The sequence below is a fragment of the Paraburkholderia sp. CI3 genome, from assembly GCF_050436505.1.
GTDB lineage: Bacteria > Pseudomonadota > Gammaproteobacteria > Burkholderiales > Burkholderiaceae > Paraburkholderia > Paraburkholderia tuberum.
On sequence record NZ_JBNDMI010000004.1, the window covers coordinates 1,435,857 to 1,452,824 of the forward strand.

Here is a 16,968-nt window from a genome sequence, read left to right on the forward strand (position 1 = left end):
GCGGGACGCTCAGCCGCCAAGCGCATCCAGCTTGAACTGGATCAGCTGGCGCGCCGAACTGTCGCTGTTCGACAGCGAGTCGAGCGCGAGCTTGTAGGCCGCGCGCGCGTCGTCGCGCTTGCCCTGGGCGGCGAGCAGGTCGCCGCGGCGGTCCGCCACGACGCCCTTGAAGGCATCGGATTGTGGCTCGGCCAGGAGCGCGAGGCCCTGGTCGTATGCCTTGTCGTCGAGCAGCAGCGATGCCATGCGCAGCTTCGCGATCTGCTTGAACTCGTCGTCCTTCGCGTGATCGATCGTCCATTGCAGCTGCGCTTTCGCGCCGGCTTCGTCGCCAGCGGCGTACAGCGCCTTGGCGGCGCCCAGCGCGGTCATCTGCGCGTAGGCAGTGCGGCCGAACTTGTCTTCCATGTCGGCGGCGACGCGCGCAATCTGCGCCTTATCGCCCGATGCCTCGGCTTGCTGAACCTGGTCATACAGCACCGCGGCTTCCGCGGCCTGACGACGCTGCCAGAAATTCCAGCCGTTCCAGCCCGCGCCTGCCAGCAACACCACCAGCACGATCCACGTGGTCGCATTGCCCCACTGCGTCCACCATGCCTTCAGACTTTCAATCGATTCTTGTTCGTCGTGGTAACTCATTGCCCGGCGATTTCCTCATTCTTGCTACGTGTGCGTGTCGAGCCAGCCGGCCCAACGACATCGCGATCAGTCGTCGCCGTCTTCGGCGGATGCAACCATCGCATTGATTAGATATTCGGTCAAGTCTTCGGCGGGCACGTTCTGTTGCTCGTTCTTACCGCCGTGGGCTTGCGTATCGCGCAGCGGTTTCACGCCGACCGTGCCGTTGGCGATCTCATCTTCGCCGAGCACGACCGCGAACGCGGCGCCGCTCGCGTCGGCGCGCTTCATCTGCGACTTGAAGCTTGCCGACTGACCGTCCGCGCTGCAATGCAGGATCACGTCGAGACCGGTATCGCGCAGACGCTCGGCGATGATGAACGCCTGCTCGCGCGCGGTGTCGCCCTGATGGACCACGTACACGTCGCAACCTTCGTCTTCCGGCACGAGGTGTTCCTCCTTCAGCAACTCGAGAATCCGCTCGACACCCATCGCCCAGCCGCACGCAGCCGTCGGCTTGCCGCCGAGCTGTTCGATCAGCGGATCGTAGCGGCCACCCGCCGCGACCGTGCCTTGCGCGCCGAGTTTGTCGGTCACCCACTCGAACACGGTCAGATTGTAGTAATCGAGACCGCGCACGAGACGCGGATTGATCGTGAACGGAAGGTTGTTCGCCTTCAGCAGACGCTGCAGAGCTTCGAAGTGCGCGCGCGATTCTTCCCCAAGAAAATCGATCAGGTTCGGCGCGTTCCGCGCGAGTTCCTGCAGCGCAGGATTCTTCGTATCGAGCACGCGCAGCGGGTTCGTATAGAGACGGCGCTTCGCGTCTTCGTCGAGCACGTCAATGTGCTTTTCGAGATACGCGATCAGTTCGACACGATGCGCGGCGCGCTCTTCAGCGAGGCCCAACGAGTTGATTTCGAGCTTGATGCCAGTCAGGCCGAGGTCGTCCCACAGACGCTGGCACATCATGATGATTTCCGCGTCCGCATCCGGACCCGCGAAACCGAGCGCCTCGACACCGACCTGGTGGAACTGGCGATAACGGCCGCGCTGCGGACGCTCGTGACGGAACATCGGACCGATATACCACAGACGCTTCGGGCCATCGTACAGCATGTTGTGTTCGATCGACGCGCGCACCACGGCCGCCGTGTTTTCCGGGCGCATCGTCAGGTTTTCGCCGTTCAATGCGTCGGTGAAGCTGTACATCTCTTTTTCGACGATGTCGGTCACTTCGCCGATACCGCGTGTGAACAGCTGCGTATGCTCGACGATCGGCGTGCGGATATTCTGGTATCCGTACGAACGCAGCATCGACTTGACGGTGGTTTCGAAAAATTCCCAGAGCCCGGCTTCCTGCGGAAGGATGTCGTTCATGCCCTTCACGCCAGACAGCTTCTCGAGCTTTTTCTTCTGTTCAGTCATCTGTGTTTCGATAGCCGGTATTTAGTTGAGCGCGTCGGCGCGGCCATAGCGGCGCTCGACGTAGTCGCTCACGATTTGCTGGAATTCTTGCGCGATGTTCTCGCCGCGCAGCGTCTTCACCTTTTCGCCGTCGACGAACACCGGCGCGGCCGGATTCTCGCCCGAGCCCGGCAGGCTGATGCCGATATTCGCCTGCTTCGATTCGCCCGGACCATTGACGATGCAGCCCATCACCGCGACGTGCATCTGCTCGACGCCGGGATACTGGTCGCGCCACACCGGCATCTGCTGACGAAGGTAGGTCTGGATCTGCGACGCGAGTTCCTGGAACAGCGTGCTCGTGGTGCGGCCGCAGCCGGGGCACGCGATCACCATCGGCGTGAACGACCGGAGGCCCATGGTCTGCAGAATTTCCTGACCGACGATCACTTCGCCTGTGCGCGACGCGCCCGGTTCCGGCGTCAGCGAAATACGGATCGTATCGCCGATGCCCTGCTGCAGCAGAACCGACAGCGCCGCAGTCGACGCGACGATGCCCTTCGAGCCCATGCCCGCTTCGGTCAGGCCAAGATGCAGCGCGAAATCGCAACGGCGCGCGAGTTCGCGGTACACGGCAATCAGATCCTGCACGCCGCTGACCTTGCACGACAGGATGATCTGGTCGCGCCCGAGGCCGAGTTCGACCGCACGTTCCGCCGAGCCGATCGCCGACTGGATCAGCGCTTCGTACATCACGCTTTGCGCTTCCCACGGAGTGGCGCGCGAGCCGTTTTCGTCCATCATCTTCGCGAGCAGGTCCTGGTCGAGGCTGCCCCAGTTCACGCCGATGCGCACCGGCTTGTCGTATTTGACCGCCGTCTCGATCATCTGCGCGAACTGCGTGTCGCGCTTCGCGCCGTGCCCGACGTTGCCCGGATTGATCCGGTACTTCGACAGCGATTCCGCGCAGCCCGGATAGTCGCGCAGCAGCAGGTGGCCGTTGTAATGGAAGTCGCCGATGAGCGGCACCATCACGCCCATGCGGTCGAGTTGCTCACGGATCGCCGGAACGGCCGCCGCCGCTTCCGGCGTATTCACGGTGATACGCACCAGTTCGGACCCGGCTTGCGCCAGTTCCTTGATCTGGATAGCGGTGCCGATCGCGTCGGCGGTGTCGGTGTTGGTCATCGACTGCACGCGCACCGGCGCATCGCCGCCGACGGTCACGAGCTGGCCGCCCCATCGGACGTTGACCGCATGCGACTTGCGCCGCATCGCGGGGCCGCCGAACACCGGCTCGTCTGAAACGATCTTGCTACAGGATTGGGATTGAGCTTCGGTTTGCATCGAAAAACCCATTTACGCCGCACGCGCTATGCAAAAACGCAGCGCCTGAATTGAAAAAGCGCCGCGGACCGGTTGACCGCGGCGCGTACCGTATCTGTCAAGGCAGCGCAAAGCGCGCCACGTTGCCCTTGGCTGTCGCATATTTCGACGGATCGACCGGCTGGCCGTCGAGCGTCACCGACTCGAGACCCGCCTTGTTGCCGACCGTGACCTTGAACGGACCGACACCCGTCACTTCCTTCGGATCGCCGGCATGCACGAGGCCGGAGAACAGTTCCTTGCCGTTCTTGTCACGCACGCTGAACCAGCTGTCCTGCGTCACGCGCAGCGCGACGACCGCCTCGCCGAGCGCTGGCGTGACCGCCGGTGCCGACGCGTTCGCCACGACCGCCGGTGCATTTGCGCTCTCCATGGCGGCCTGTGCCTGAGCCTGCGAGCCGGCCTTCGGTGCCGCGGCCGTCGGTGCCGGCGTTGCCGCTGTATTCGCTGCCGGGGCCGAGCCCGGCGCGGTGCCAGTGGCAAGCGGAGCCGGCATCGGCGTTGCCGACGCAGACACCGCATTATCCGCGCTCGCCGCGTTGTCAGCCGTGGCCGCCGCGTCCGGCGCCGATGCCCCTTCCGCCGCCGTCGCCGGACCCTGAGCGACCGCGCCCGAAGCCGCCGTGTCGCTGATAGTCGAACTATTCGCGCTTGCCTTCAGGCGCGCGAGCCACGCGGACGAATCACCGCCGTTAGTGCGCCACATCCCGAGTGCGATGACCGCGACGACGATCGCGGCAATGCCCCACAGCCACGAACGGCTCTTATGCCCGCTGTCGCCGAGCGACAGCGAAACCTTGCCGCGCGGCAGATCCTTGCCCGATGACGCCGGCATCGACAGATTCGGCGCCGGCACGCCCTTCTCGCGACGCAGCGCCGCCGTAAAAGGCGCCGGATCGGCGCCCAGCATTTTCGCGTAGCTGCGCACGACGCCGAGTGCAAACGTCGTGTCCGGCAGATGGCTGACGTCGCCCGCCTCGAGCGCGCTCAGCTTGACGACCGACACCTTCAGCCGCGCCGACACGTCCTCGATAGTCCAGCCTTTCGACTCGCGCAACTGGGTCAAGCGCGCGCCAACCGCTGCCAACGAATCAAGGGCCGGCTGCACGACAGGCTGGACCACCGCCCTTGCAACGGGTGCCGGATGGCCATCGCTCGTGTCTGTCTCGTGCGGCTGCGGGTGCTGCGGCTCACTCATCCCAAATCCTTTCGCGTCGATTCTTTTAATCGTGCGACCGGACGGGCTCGAGCGTCACGTCCAAATCGCAGACCGTTTATAACAAAATGTGCGGCTTTGTGTACCGCTCCCGATCGATTCTGCAAACTTTCTTTTAATCGCCGGTGGCATGGGAGCTTTTTTGCGCTCGCGGTGCTTTCCGCCGAACGCCGACGCCCTGCCACCCCTCGCGATTACACGGCGCGAACCTCGATCACCTTCGCCGCCTTCCCGGTGCGCTCAGCAAGACGCGTGCGGTCTTTCACCGCGCCGGCCAGCTGACCGCAGGCAGCATCGATATCGTCGCCGCGGGTCTTGCGCACAGTGGTGACCACGCCAGCGTCCATCAACACCTGCGCAAACCGCTTGATCTGTTCCGGCTTCGAACGGATAAGGCCCGATTCGGGGAACGGATTGAACGGAATCAGATTGAACTTGCACGGCACGTTACGCGTGACGGCGAGCAACTCGCGCGCGTGCGCCTCGCTGTCGTTCACGCCATCGAGCATGCAGTATTCGAACGTAATGAAATCTCGCGGCGCGACTTTCAGATAGCGCTCGCACGCCGCCATCAGCTCGTGCAGCGGATACTTTTTGTTGAGCGGCACCAGCACGTCGCGCAGCGCGTCGTTCGAGGCATGCAGCGACACTGCGAGCGCCACGGGCAGATCCGCGCCGAGCCGGTCCATCATCGGTACGACGCCCGAAGTGGACAACGTGACGCGCCGGCGCGACAGGCCGTACGCATTGTCGTCGAGCATCAGGCGCATGGCCGGCACGACCGCGTCGTAATTGAGCAGCGGCTCGCCCATCCCCATCATCACGACGTTCGTGACGACGCGCTCGCCCTTGCCGTCGCCCCCCATCGCGCGGCCGCCGGCATCACCACGTGACGCGCGCAGCACAAACTCAGCCATGCGTAACTGGCCGATGATTTCGCCGGTGGTGAGATTGCGGGAGAACCCCTGCTTGCCGGTCGAGCAGAACCGGCAGTTGACCGCACACCCAGCCTGTGACGACACACACAGCGTGCCGCGCGTTTCTTCGGGGATGTAGACGGTTTCAACGGCGTTGCCGTTTCCGACGTCGATCAGCCACTTGCGTGTGCCGTCCGACGAAACGTGGTCGCTGACGACGCCCGGCATCGTGATCGCGGCGCGCCCTTTGAGCTTTTCGCGCAAGGACTTCGCGAGATCGGTCATGCCGTCGAAGTCGGCAGCGTTGTATTGATGAATCCAGCGCTGCAATTGCTTGGCGCGAAACGGTTTCTCGCCCAGGCTGTCGCAATAGGCGACGAGCCCTTGGGCGTCGAGGTCGAGAAGGTTGACGGAGGGACTGCTCGTCATATCGAATCCTGCCATTTCATTGCGAGACTACGTTCATGCAACAAGCTGCATGAACGCCGTGCCCGTTCGCGCCCATTCCTGCTGCTTTTACCTTACTACTTTGCCGTGCAACGCGCGCGATTCATGCGATAAAACAATTCGGCTGCACGAAACGCGCCAGGCGGACACGGCTTGCGACCGAGGCCAGTGCCTGACCTCAGCGCGAGGCGCTCAACGCGAGTAGACGTTGACTTGGGGGAAGAAGAATGCGATTTCAATCGCGGCCGTTTCCGATGCGTCCGAGCCGTGCACCGCGTTGGCGTCGATGCTGTCCGCGAAGTCGGCACGGATCGTGCCCTTTTCTGCCTTCTTCGGGTCAGTCGCACCCATCAGATCACGGTGTTTCAGGATCGCGTTTTCGCCTTCCAGCGCCTGCACGACCACCGGACCCGAGATCATGAATTCGACGAGGTCCTTGAAGAACGGACGTGCTGCGTGCACGGCGTAGAACTTCTCGGCGTCAGCACGCGACAGATGAACCATGCGCGATGCCACGATCTTCAGACCAGCGTTTTCAAAACGGGTATAGATCTGGCCGATCACGTTCTTGGCCACTGCGTCCGGCTTGATAATCGACAGGGTGCGCTCGATCGCCATAAAAACTCCAAAAAATTAAGAAGTTACAGATTCAAATGAATCCGCTATTGTAGCATGTTCCCCGTGCGCCATTGCGATTGAACCCTTACAGCACTGAAAGAATCAAAGCAAAGGGCGCGAAATACTGGTAGCGTAGGCCATGTGGGCGACTGGAGGTATTGAAACTCCGTGCTGCCGCGCTAATCTTACGGATGAACGGTGCGCCCGCCGGCGCTTCGCAAATTGCCGTATCACCATCACGAAACACGCTTCCGAGGTAAGGAGAGATCATGAACGAACATCCGTATATGTTTGGCCGCAACGGCGCGGTCAGCACGGTCGAAACACGCAACCGCGTGCTACGGAATACCTACTGGCTGCTCGCGCTGTCCATGATTCCGACCGTGCTCGGCGCGTGGGTGGGTCTTGCCACCGGCTTCTCACTGTTCGCCGCCACCAGCCCCGCCATGAGCATGCTGGCATTCTTCGCGATCGCCTTCGGCTTCATGTTCGCGATCCAGCGCACCAAGGACAGCGCCGTCGGCGTCTTCGTACTGCTCGGCTTCACGTTCTTCATGGGGCTGATGCTGTCGCGCATTCTCGCGTTCGTGCTCGGCTTCTCGAACGGCCCGTCGCTGATCATGCTCGCTTTTGGTGGCACCGGTGTGATCTTCGCGGCCATGGCGACCATCGCCACGGTCAGCAAACGCGACTTCTCGGGCCTCGGCAAGTGGCTCTTCATGGGCGTGATCGTGATCCTGCTGGCTTCGGTCGCGAACGTGTTCCTGCAACTGCCGGCGCTGATGCTGACGGTTTCAGTCATGGCAATCGTGATCTTTTCCGCCTACATCATGTTCGACGTGCAGCGCGTCGTGAACGGCGGCGAGACGAATTACATCACGGCGACGCTGGCGATCTACCTGGATCTGTACAACGTGTTCGTCAATCTGCTTGCGCTGCTCGGCATTTTTGGCGGCAACCGCAATTAAGTTTGCCCGGCCGTGCGGCGTGCCCCACGCCGCACTCGACGCTCAAATTAGAAGCCCATAACGATTGCTCGTTATGGGCTTCTTCATTACCTGACCACCCGGCGCATGGCGTGCAGCGCGACCGGACGCCAACCGGGTGCCACAGTCACACCGTCAACCACGCGAAACCTTCGCTCTGCGACGCAACCACCACCTCCGTGGGAGCCGCGTCAAGCACGCCCGCCAGCGCCGCCTGCGCAAGTTCCGGCAGATTGTTCTGCTGGCTCAGATGCGCTGCGACCAGATGCCGCAAGCGCGAGCGGTCGAGCGACGCCAGGATTTCAGCTGCCGCGTGATTGTTCAGATGCCCGTGATTGCCGCCGATACGCGCCTTCAGCGACGGCGGATAACGACTGCCCGCGAGCATCTGCACGTCATGATTGCATTCGAGCACGAGCGCGTCGCAGCCACTCAGCACCGCGCTGATATGCGGCGTGGACGTGCCCACGTCGGTGAGCACGCCAAGCCGGCTCGCGCCGTTCGAGAACACGTATTGGAGCGGTTCGCGGGCGTCGTGCGGAACGGTATAAGGGAGAACGCTGAGCTCTCCGATCGATACCGCCTCGTCGCCCCACAGCACCTGCAGGTCAACATCGGCTTCGTCGGCGCCCACCGCGCGCGCGGTGCCCCAGCTCATGTACAGCGGAATCGACCACTTGCGCGCCAGCGTCAATGCGCTGCCGATGTGATCGCTATGTTCATGCGTAATCAGGATCGCGTCGAGGTGCTCGGCACTCGCGCGGAGCCGCGTCAGACGCCGCTCGACTTCGCGCGCGGAAAAACCGCAATCGAGCAGCACACGCGTGGTGACCGCACCGCTGCGCGCCTCCACCAGCAGCGCATTGCCTTCACTGCCGCTGCCGAGACTTGCGAAGCGCACGACCCGCCTTAGTTCAGTTGCGCGTGCAGCAGCGACACGATGCGCTGCGCGTCCGACGACGTGTCGATCTGCCCATTCGCGTCGACGACCGCGACCTGCGTCACCGCGTCGCCCTTCGCGCGCACGTTGACGAGGAATTCCTGGCCCGGCTTGCGCGTCGAATTGCCGCTGTAGAACAGTTTGCCGAACAGGCCTTCCTTCTTCAGTTCCTGCATCGAATCCGCGTAGCGCACGTAGTAGATGCCCTTCTCGCGATCGCGGTTATCGACCGTAAAGTTGGTGCGATCGAGCGCGAGGCCCACACGCAGCCAGGCACGGTCGAACGACTCCTGCAGATCGAGCGTCGACGCACCCGCGTTCTGCTCGATCGTGGTCGGCGCGGCGGCGGTGCGCGCGTCGGTCAGCAGCTGCTTCGATTGTGCTTCAGTCAGGCCGAACTTCTGCATCAGCTTGGCGAGAAACAGCGCCTCGAGCGCCGGATCACGCGGACGCTCTTCCCAGCGCGAAGACGTCTTGTCCTGCCCGGTCATCACCTCTTCCATCGCGCTGTGCGTGATCGAGATATCGGTCGCGCTGTCCGGACCGCGCGATACCAGCGTGCGGAAACTGTCGCGGGTGCCCGACGAATAGGCGAAGTCGATGACCTTGCCGATCGTGCGGCGGAACCAGTCGTCCGGAATGTTCGCGCGGTTTTCCGCCCAGTCGGTCGTCATGATGCCGGTGGCCGGCGCATCGGTCTTCAGCACGAAGCCGTTTTCCTGCCAGAACTCCTGCAGCTGCGGCCAGAGCTGTTCCGGGGAACGGCCGTCTACCACCAGCCAGCGACGGTCGCCGTCGCGCTCGATATGCATGCCGAGCGGATCCTGCGCGTTCGGCTGACCTTCGGTCGCGTTGCCGGCCGCCGTGACAGCGCGCGTCGGCGTGCCACCAAGCGCCAGATTGGCCGGCGGTGCCACATAGCGCTGGTCGTTCGGCGACGTGCTCAGATCGCTCGGCACGGCGAGCGGCGGCGCGCTCGAGGTCGCCTTGTAGTTGACGCGGTCGGAAGCGAACCAGTCGTTCAGCGTGTCACAGCCGGCGAGCGTCGACAGGGCAAGCGCCAGCGCCGCCATGCGGGTTGCGTGGAGGGAAAGTGCGGAACGTTTCATGAGGTCCTTCGTGATGCTGGAACGCGATGCCTCGTTCGATCTGCCGGGAACGTGGGCTGAAGCGACGTCGGTTAATGAAATGCCGGTGGCGGTCTTGCGTGGGCAGCGGGACGGTCGGCCCGTTCAGCCGAGCAGGCCCGCTTCGCGCAGCGCGCCGCGCACCACTTCGTGGTATTGCGCGTCGAGCGGCGTGAGCGGCAGGCGGATGCCGCCCTGCACACGCCCCAGTTGCTGCAGCGCCCACTTCGCCGGAATCGGATTCGCTTCGGCAAACAGGTACTTGTGCAGTGACAGGAGTTTCAGATGAATGTCGCGCGCGGTCTTCACGTCCGCGGCGAGCGCGGCCTTGCACAGTTCGCTCATTGCGCGCGGCGCGACGTTCGCGGTGACCGAAATATTGCCGTGACCGCCGAGCAGCATCAGCGCGATCGCGGTGGGGTCGTCGCCGCTATAGATGCCGAAATGCGCCGGCGCCGACTTGATCAGATGCGCGGCGCGGTCGATGTTGCCCGTGGCCTCCTTCACGCCAACGATGCCCGGCACCTGTGCGCAGCGCAGGATGGTCTCGTTGCTCATGTCGGCGACGGTGCGGCCCGGCACGTTGTACAGAATCACTGGCAGATCGACGGTTTCGGCGATCTTCGCGAAATGGCGGTAGATGCCTTCCTGGGTCGGCTTGTTGTAGTACGGCACGACCTGCAGCGTGGCATCCGCGCCGACGTCCTTCGCGTGTTGCGTGAGTTCGATCGCCTCAGCGGTGGAATTGGCACCCGCGCCCGCGATGACAGGAATGCGTCCAGCGGTATGCTCGACCGCGGTCTTGACCATCAGCACGTGTTCTTCGACCGACAGCGTGGCCGACTCGCCGCTCGTGCCGACCACGACGAGCGCATTCGTGCCTTCCTCGACGTGCCAGTCGATCAGTTTGCGAAACGCCGGCAGATCGAGGCTGCCGTCTTCGAGCATCGGAGTGATGATGGCAGGAATGCTGCCGCGGATCTGAACGCCGTCCTGGTGACCGCTGTGGTTGCCGTTAGTCATGAAACGCCATGAATATGATCAGGTAAACCGCGATTGTAGCGGATTAGCCAGCCAACTCGTAACAAGGTGGCGCTGTTGCCCGTGCGGGATCATGCGCCCGGGCCGTTTCCCGAACCGCGCAGATGCGCTGAATGTAGGCCGGACGCGGCTCGGCGAGAAATCCGTCCTGAAATGCGATCACCCGCAGGTGGCCCCGCACGGTGTCGAGCAGTTCGCCAGGCGCGAGCAAAAACGCCGGATTGGAGGGTTTGCCGACGCTTTCGTTTCCTTGCGCGAAGGTCTCGTAAACCAGTACGCCGCCGGGCGCGAGCGCGCGCAGCAACTGCGGAAAAAGCGGCCGGTGCAGGTAGTTGGTGACCACGACGGCGGCGAACGCCGCATCGGCCGGTAGCGGCCACGTCGCGCCTTCGAGATCGGCCACGAGAGGTGTGACGAGCGGCGCGTCGCGCAGCAGGTCGAGAGCAGCCGCGTCGCGATCGATCGCGGTGACCGGATGGCCGAGCGACGCAAAAAAGCGCGCATGCCGCCCGGCCCCCGACGCGACGTCGAGCACCGCGCCGCCCGGCGCGATCAGGTGCGCCCAGTGACGCACCCAGCGCGACGGTTCACCGAGGCCATGCAAGCCACTGGTAACGGGCGTGCTCATCGCTGCACCGCGGTGCGTCGGGTGCGCATCAGTTGTACGACAGCCCCATCGCCTCACGGACGTCGCGCATCGTTTCGGTCGCGAACCGGCGTGCCTTGTCGCAGCCATCGGCGACGATCGCGCGCAACAGCGACGGGTCGTCCATGTACTTCTGCGCGCGCTCGAGCATCGGCTGCTGCTCGCGCAGAATCCCTTCGACGACCGGCTGCTTGCAATCGAGGCAACCGATGCCTGCCGAGCGGCAGCCCTTCTGCACCCACTCGTGGGTCGCTTCGTCGGTATAGACCTGATGCAACTGCCACACCGGGCACTTGTCGGGATCCCCCGGATCGGTGCGGCGCACGCGCGCGGGGTCGGTCGGCATCGTACGGACCTTCTTCGTGATGGTTTCCGCGTCTTCGCGCAGGCCGATCGTGTTGCCGTACGACTTCGACATCTTCTGGCCGTCGAGACCCGGCATGCGCGACGCCTCGGTCAGCATCGCCTGCGGCTCGACGAGGATGATCTTGCGCGAACCTTCGAGATAGCCGAACAGACGCTCGCGATCGCTCATCGACAGGCTTTGCGATTCCTGCAGCATCGCCCGCGCGCGTTCGAGCGCTTCGTCGTCGCCTTCCTGCTGATACGCGTTGCGCAACTCGTGATACAGCTTCGAGCGCTTGCCGCCGAGCTTCTTCGCGGCTTCGTTCGCCTTCTCCTCGAAGCCCGGCTCACGGCCGTACAGGTAGTTGAAACGACGGGCGATTTCGCGCGTCATCTCGACGTGCGGCACCTGGTCTTCACCGACCGGCACGAGCGAGCCGCGATACAGCAGAATGTCCGCCGCCATCAGCACCGGATAGCCGAGGAAGCCGTAGGTGGACAGGTCCTTGTCCTTCAGCTTTTCCATCTGCTCCTTGTAGGTCGGCACGCGTTCGAGCCAGCCGAGCGGCGTGCTCATGCCGAGCAGCAGCGCCAGCTCGGCATGCTCGGGCACCTTGCTCTGGATGAACAGCGTCGCCTGCGCCGGATCGATGCCGGAAGCGAGCCAGTCGATCAGCACGTCCCACACGTTCTTTTCGATCACTTCGGGCGTTTCGTAGTGCGTCGTCAGTGCGTGCCAGTCGACCACGCAGAAGAAGCAGGGGTATTCGGACTGCAGCCGCACCCAGTTTTTCAGCACGCCGTGATAGTGGCCGAGGTGCAACGACCCGGTGGGCCGCATACCGGAGAAGATACGGTCTGGGAACATGGTTATTTAGAAAAGCGAAACAAGTGGAGTCAGAATTGCGGTGATCGCGCTATACCCGAGCGTCACGAGTGGCCTCAACCAGAAACGCGTGAGCGTACCCGTCATCACCAGCGCCATCACGATGAAAAAGCCGTACGGCTCGAGCCGCGACAACGCGATCGATTGCTTCGGCGGCAACAGGGCCATCACCACGCGGCCGCCATCGAGCGGCGGCAGTGGAAACAGGTTCAGCACGCCGAGCACGAGATTGACGCCGACGCCCGCGCCCGCCATGCGCGTGAAAAACGGTTCGTTGACATTGAGCCCCGCGAGCGCAACGCCGAACACGCCCCAGAACAGCGCCTGGATGAAATTGCACACGGGCCCGGCCGCCGCGACCCATAGGCTGCCCCAGCGCGGGTTGCGCAGATTGCCGAACGCGACCGGCACCGGCTTCGCATAGCCGAACACGAACGCGCCGCTCGTTGCGAAGTACAGCAGCAGCGGAATGGCGATCGTGCCGAGCGGATCGATGTGCCGCATCGGGTTCAGCGACACGCGGCCGAGCACGTACGCGGTGTTGTCGCCGAGCCAGCGCGCGACGTAGCCATGCGCAGCCTCGTGCAGCGTAATCGCGAAGATCACCGGCAGCGCGTACACCGCAATCGTCTGTATCAGGGAAGAATCCATAGCTCGCTATTGTAACAATGCGCTCGCGCGTGTCTGTCCGCTTTCGCTCACGACGCTCACGCCGTTTCCTCGAGACCGAACGGCGCGAGCGAGCCGCGCCCTGCCCGCACCAGCACCGGCTCCAAGCCGGTCAGATCGATCACTGTCGACGGCTCGCACACGCACGCGCCGCCGTCGATCACCAGATCGAGCTGCTTTTCGAGCCGCGCGCGGATTTCCTCGGGGTCGTTCAGCGGCTCGGTTTCGCCGGGCATGATCAGTGTCGAGCCGAGCAGCGGCTGGCCGAGCTCCTCGAGAATCGCGAGCGTGATCGCGTGATCCGGCACGCGCAGGCCGATCGTCTTGCGCGACGGATGCGACACGCGCCGCGGCACTTCCTTGGTGGCCTGCAGCACGAACACGTACGGACCCGGGGTCACCGACTTAAGCAGCCTGTACTGCCAGTTGTCCACCATAGCAAAATTGGCGAGCTCCGACAGATCACGCACGAGCAGCGACAGTAGTTGCTTTTCGTCGAGTCCGCGGATGCGCCGCAGACGTTCGACCGCATCCTTGTCGTCGAGACGGCAGGCGAGCGCGTAAGTCGAATCGGTCGGCAAGGCGACCACGCCGCCGCCGTTGATGATCTGCACGGCCTGCTTGACGAGACGCGGTTGCGGATTGTCGGGGTGAAGTCGAAAGTATTGGGACATGGAGACTCACGATGGCGGCAGACGAACTGCGGCGGATGGGCTGCGGCGAGCAGAGCGCGTGCCGCATCCAGCCGGCCCCCGCGCGCGCCGTGCCGCTCCGGCACGGCGCGCGGTCACAGCCAGCGTTCCCAAACGGGCTTCAGATCGGCGGGTAGCGGCGGCAGTGCACCGAGTTCGATGCGGCCTTCGCCAGGCGCATGGAAGTCGGAACCGCGCGAGGCCTCGAAGCCATAGCGACGCGCGACGTCCGCATATTCGCGGTACTGGTCGGGCGTGTGGCTGCCGGTCACGACCTCGATCGCCTCGCCGCCGAGGTCGATGAATTCGCCAAAGAACGCGTCGAATTCAAGTTGCGAATATGCGTAACGACCGGGATGCGCGACGATCGCGACGCCGCCCGCGGCCTGGATCCAGCCGAGTGCGTCGGCGAGCCTGGCCCAGCGGTGCGCGACGTAAGCCGGCTTGCCGTCGCCGAGATAGCGGTCGAACACTTCCTGGGTGTTTGCGCAGTGGCGGTGCTCGACCAGGAAGCGCGCGAAATGCGTGCGCGACATCATTTCGGGATTCGATACGTAATGCAGCGCGCCCTCGTACGCGTCTGGAATGCCGAGCGTGGCCAGTTGCTCGCCGATTGCTTCGGCGCGCGCGGCGCGGCCGTCGCGCGTGCGGGCGAGACCGTCGATCAGGATCTGGCTGCCCGGATCGATGCCGAGTCCGACGATATGCACGGTGCGCCCCGCCCACGTGACGGAAATCTCGACGCCGCTCAGGTAATCCATGCCGAGAGCCTCGGCCGCGGTGCGCGCCTCGTGCTGGCCGCCCACTTCGTCGTGATCGGTGAGCGCCCACAGCGTCACGCCGTTAGCGTGCGCGCGGCGCGCGACGTCGGCCGGCGCGAACTGGCCGTCGGAAACGGTGGAGTGGCAGTGAAGATCGGCGTTCATCGTGGTCCTGGAAGGGTTCTGCGGTCATTTTACTGCAATGCAGTAAGGGGCCGCAGGGGTATCTCGCGACGCCAGTGCCGGTTGCCGGCGTGCCGCGAGGTCAAGACCAGTCAGCGCCGATCCCGCGACCTCCGGGCGACCCACGAGCGCCGTTTCAAACGACGCTTCAGGCGCGGTGTCAGGTGCAGAACCCCTCGATCAACGCGGCGATCTGCTCCGGCTGGTCGTGATGCAGCATGTGCCCCGCGCCGTCGATGATCTTCTCGCGCCAATCGGGAAACGCCTGGAAACGCGCCTTGAATTCGTCGACCGGAATGTCGCCGGCGATCTGCGCGAGCGTCGGCGAGCCGGCGGCCTCGACGTGCAGCACCTTCGCGCTGACCTTACGCCACACCGCCATCACCTCGTCGAGGCGATACAGCGTCGGGCCGCGGACCTTGTGCGCCGGATCGGCGAGCAGCATGAAGCGCCCTTCGCCATCCGGCTTCGACCAGTGCTGCGCGAGAAACTGCGCACGCCGCGGATCGAGGCGCGGATTGGTTTTGATCAGGCGCGCGGCGACCTCGTCGAGCGACGCGTAGCGCTTGAGCTGCGGTGGATCGCGCAATTCGTCGAGCCAGTTGAGCAGGCGCTTCGGCGCCTGCGCCGAATGCGATCGCGCGAGCCCGAAGCCTTCCAGATCGACCACGCGCCGTACCCGCTGCGGCCGCACGCCCGCATACAGGCACACGACGTTCGCGCCCATGCTGTGACCGACGAGGTTCACCTGGCCGTCGGGCGCGTAGTGGTCGATCAGCGCGTCGAGATCGCCGAGATAGTCCTGCACCCAGTAGCTGCCGCCGCCGCGCTCGGCGACCGGCCAGTCGGACAGACCGAAGCCGCGCATGTCGGGCGCAATCACCTGCCAGTCGCCACCGAGCGCGTCGACGACGAACTGGAACGACGCGCCGACGTCCATCCAGCCGTGCAGCATGAACAGTATCCGCGCATCGGGATGGCCCCAGCGCCGCACGTGCAGCCGGACGCCGCGCGCGGCAACGAACTCAGAGCGGGATGTATTCATGAACGGCGCACCCGTAAAAAAGAATGGTCGTTCGATTATAGGAACAGCGGCGCAAGAAGTGGTAACGGTTTATTGACGCGATGCTCGGTCGTCCGTTGCCTGCATGGCTTGCTGCGCATCCTGACTCGCGAGCGCGGCGAGTTCGGCATCGTCGAAACCAGCGTCGCGGCGCGCTTCGAAATTGAACGGGCCACGCAGTTTCGGCGCGTGATACTGGTCGGCGAGACGCAGATAGGTGTGGTGCGGATCGAGGCCGTCCGCGTCGCACAGGTGACGAAACCAGCGGTTGCCGATCAGCACGTGGCCGATTTCATCGCGCAGGATCACGTCGAGAATCGTCGCCGACGAGTGATCGCCGGCCTGCTGCAAACGCGCGCGGATCGGCGGCGACGCGTCGAGGCCGCGCGCTTCGAGCGTACGCGGCACGAGCGCCATGCGCGCGAGCACGTCGCCACGGGTGCGCTCGCACATGTCCCATAGGCCGCCGTGCGCCGGGAAGTCGCCGTACGCGTGGCCATATTCGGCGAGACGCGCGGCGAGCAGCGAGTAGTGATACGCCTCTTCGGCGGCGACTTTGAGCCAGTCGGTATAGAACCCGGCGGGCATGCCGGGGAAACGCCAGATGGCGTCGAGCGCCAGATTGATCGCATTGAACTCGATGTGCGCGAGCGCGTGGAGCAGCACCGCGCGGCCCTGCGGCGACTGCATGCTGCGTCGACCGAGTTGGCGCGGTTCGACCAGTTCGGGCCGTTCGGGGCGGCCCGGCAGGCCAGCGGGCTCGGCGAGATCGAGGCCGGAGTCACAGAGCGCGCGACCGTCGAGTACCGCAGCGTACAACTCGCGGGCCGCCGCGGCCTTCGCGGCCGGATCCCGCTCGCGCAACGCGGCGAGCGCGGCGCGGCGCGCGCACGGCGGCTCGTCGTGAGAATTCGATGCGGGAGAAGCGACAGAAACGGGCGAAGCGGCGGACGTCATGACAAACAGATCGGCGTTGGAGGCGGTAAAGACGACGGACAGACGGCGGCTGAGCCGCGCGCG

17 protein-coding genes are annotated in these 16,968 nt (G+C 64.4%); 1 reads left to right on the plus strand and 16 read right to left on the minus strand.

Translation table 11 applies throughout. The features are described 5' to 3' along the window. Positions 1-9: 9 nt before the first annotated feature. The 6 genes from OKW29_RS27995 to ndk all read right to left on the minus strand — a co-directional run bounded on the left by OKW29_RS27995 (position 10) and on the right by ndk (position 6,609). Positions 10-639 (minus strand): YfgM family protein, encoded by a 630-nt coding sequence (locus tag OKW29_RS27995; RefSeq protein WP_429293376.1) that lies wholly within the window; start codon positions 637-639, stop codon positions 10-12. A gap of 66 nt (positions 640-705) precedes the next feature. Continuing rightward, positions 706-2,046, minus strand: coding sequence for a histidine--tRNA ligase (hisS, locus tag OKW29_RS28000; RefSeq protein ID WP_429293377.1), 1,341 nt, complete (start codon positions 2,044-2,046; stop codon positions 706-708). 21 nt (positions 2,047-2,067) lie between these two features. Next, on the minus strand, positions 2,068-3,384 hold the full coding sequence (ispG, locus tag OKW29_RS28005; protein ID WP_429293378.1) for a flavodoxin-dependent (E)-4-hydroxy-3-methylbut-2-enyl-diphosphate synthase: 1,317 nt from the start codon (positions 3,382-3,384) through the stop codon (positions 2,068-2,070). An 85-nt stretch (positions 3,385-3,469) separates the two neighbouring features. Further along, entirely contained in the window at positions 3,470-4,609 is a 1,140-nt protein-coding gene (locus OKW29_RS28010; protein ID WP_184022425.1) for a helix-turn-helix domain-containing protein, read from the minus strand. 212 nt (positions 4,610-4,821) lie between these two features. Beyond that, the gene (gene rlmN, locus OKW29_RS28015) at positions 4,822-5,973 is read right to left on the minus strand and encodes a 23S rRNA (adenine(2503)-C(2))-methyltransferase RlmN (protein WP_429293379.1); all 1,152 of its coding nucleotides are present in this window, start codon (positions 5,971-5,973) and stop codon (positions 4,822-4,824) included. Between the two features lie 210 nt (positions 5,974-6,183). After that, positions 6,184-6,609 (minus strand): nucleoside-diphosphate kinase, encoded by a 426-nt coding sequence (ndk, locus tag OKW29_RS28020; protein ID WP_184067608.1) that lies wholly within the window; start codon positions 6,607-6,609, stop codon positions 6,184-6,186. Positions 6,610-6,878: 269 nt separating this feature from the next. On the opposite strand from ndk, the gene OKW29_RS28025 reads away from it, so the two are divergent. Further along, a complete protein-coding gene (locus OKW29_RS28025; RefSeq protein ID WP_018417558.1) occupies positions 6,879-7,577 on the plus strand; it encodes a Bax inhibitor-1/YccA family protein in 699 nt (232 codons plus the stop codon). 145 nt (positions 7,578-7,722) lie between these two features. Here OKW29_RS28025 and OKW29_RS28030 read toward each other — a convergent pair whose 3' ends face one another. The 10 genes from OKW29_RS28030 to OKW29_RS28075 all read right to left on the minus strand — a co-directional run bounded on the left by OKW29_RS28030 (position 7,723) and on the right by OKW29_RS28075 (position 16,905). Beyond that, positions 7,723-8,496 carry an MBL fold metallo-hydrolase gene (locus tag OKW29_RS28030; RefSeq protein ID WP_429293380.1) on the minus strand — a complete coding sequence of 258 codons (774 nt, stop codon included), beginning with the start codon at positions 8,494-8,496 and terminating at the stop codon, positions 7,723-7,725. A gap of 8 nt (positions 8,497-8,504) precedes the next feature. Then, complete coding sequence (gene bamC, locus OKW29_RS28035) at positions 8,505-9,644, minus strand: outer membrane protein assembly factor BamC (protein ID WP_184022417.1); 1,140 nt, start codon at positions 9,642-9,644, stop codon at positions 8,505-8,507. A gap of 123 nt (positions 9,645-9,767) precedes the next feature. Further along, positions 9,768-10,685 (minus strand): 4-hydroxy-tetrahydrodipicolinate synthase, encoded by a 918-nt coding sequence (dapA, locus tag OKW29_RS28040; RefSeq protein ID WP_184004131.1) that lies wholly within the window; start codon positions 10,683-10,685, stop codon positions 9,768-9,770. A gap of 43 nt (positions 10,686-10,728) precedes the next feature. After that, the gene (locus OKW29_RS28045; RefSeq protein WP_429293381.1) at positions 10,729-11,331 is read right to left on the minus strand and encodes a class I SAM-dependent methyltransferase; all 603 of its coding nucleotides are present in this window, start codon (positions 11,329-11,331) and stop codon (positions 10,729-10,731) included. Positions 11,332-11,359: 28 nt separating this feature from the next. Continuing rightward, positions 11,360-12,562, minus strand: coding sequence for a tryptophan--tRNA ligase (locus OKW29_RS28050; protein ID WP_090800748.1), 1,203 nt, complete (start codon positions 12,560-12,562; stop codon positions 11,360-11,362). A gap of 6 nt (positions 12,563-12,568) precedes the next feature. After that, positions 12,569-13,231: a site-2 protease family protein gene (locus OKW29_RS28055; RefSeq protein ID WP_184067599.1), complete on the minus strand. Its 663-nt coding sequence runs from the start codon at positions 13,229-13,231 to the stop codon at positions 12,569-12,571. A gap of 56 nt (positions 13,232-13,287) precedes the next feature. Further along, complete coding sequence (locus OKW29_RS28060) at positions 13,288-13,923, minus strand: L-threonylcarbamoyladenylate synthase (protein ID WP_429293382.1); 636 nt, start codon at positions 13,921-13,923, stop codon at positions 13,288-13,290. A gap of 113 nt (positions 13,924-14,036) precedes the next feature. Then, a complete protein-coding gene (locus tag OKW29_RS28065; RefSeq protein ID WP_429293383.1) occupies positions 14,037-14,867 on the minus strand; it encodes a 3',5'-nucleoside bisphosphate phosphatase in 831 nt (276 codons plus the stop codon). Between the two features lie 178 nt (positions 14,868-15,045). Then, positions 15,046-15,930, minus strand: coding sequence for an alpha/beta fold hydrolase (locus tag OKW29_RS28070; protein ID WP_429293384.1), 885 nt, complete (start codon positions 15,928-15,930; stop codon positions 15,046-15,048). A 69-nt stretch (positions 15,931-15,999) separates the two neighbouring features. Further along, the gene (locus OKW29_RS28075; protein WP_429294954.1) at positions 16,000-16,905 is read right to left on the minus strand and encodes a ferritin-like domain-containing protein; all 906 of its coding nucleotides are present in this window, start codon (positions 16,903-16,905) and stop codon (positions 16,000-16,002) included. Between the last annotated feature and the right edge of the window lie 63 nt (positions 16,906-16,968).